The organism is Streptococcus pluranimalium, assembly GCF_047785745.1.
GTDB lineage: Bacteria > Bacillota > Bacilli > Lactobacillales > Streptococcaceae > Streptococcus > Streptococcus pluranimalium_B.
The window spans coordinates 1-655 of record NZ_JBLOJT010000226.1; the positions used below are offsets into that span (position 1 = coordinate 1).

General features: G+C 38.0%; 1 protein-coding gene. It reads left to right on the top strand.

The genetic code is table 11. From position 1 onward, the window contains the following. Nucleotides 1–31: 31 nt before the first annotated feature. A partial coding sequence (locus ACMZ6U_RS10645) for an ISAs1 family transposase (RefSeq protein ID WP_416108375.1) occupies nucleotides 32–655 on the top strand: 624 nt, incomplete at its 3' end.

A 655-nucleotide genomic window follows, 5' to 3' on the forward strand; every position in this document is an offset into this window, starting at 1 on the left:
AAAGTAGTACACTATAGATGAGGTGACTACGATGATTGATTTTATTGTTTCTATTGATGATTGCGCAGGTGAATTGGATAGTCGTCAATCTTGGAAAATTCGCTACCCCTTATCAACCATTCTATTTCTTGTCTTCGTTTGTCAGTTAGCAGGGATTGAAACTTGGAAAGAAATGGAAGATTTTATTGAAATGAATGAACCATTGCTTGCGACCTATGTTGATTTGAGTGATGGTTGTCCATCTCATGATACCTTGGAGCGTGTGGTTAGTCTTGTTAATTCAGACCGTTTAAAAGAGCTTAAAGTTCAATTTGAACAATCATTGACAAGTTTAGATGCGGTTCATCAACTGATATCAGTGGATGGTAAAACGATTCGAGGTAGTCGTGGTAAAAATCAGAAGCCTGTTCATATTGTAACGGCTTATGATGGAGGTCATCATCTTAGTTTGGGACAGGTAGCGGTTGAGGAGAAAAGTAATGAAATTGTTGCCATTCCTCAGTTATTGCGGACGATTGATATCCGTAAAAGCATTGTTACCATAGACGCAATGGGCACACAGACTGCTATTGTTGATACTATTATTAAAGGTAAGGCAGATTATTGCTTAGCCGTCAAAGGGAATCAAGAGACACTTTATGACGATATTTCTCTT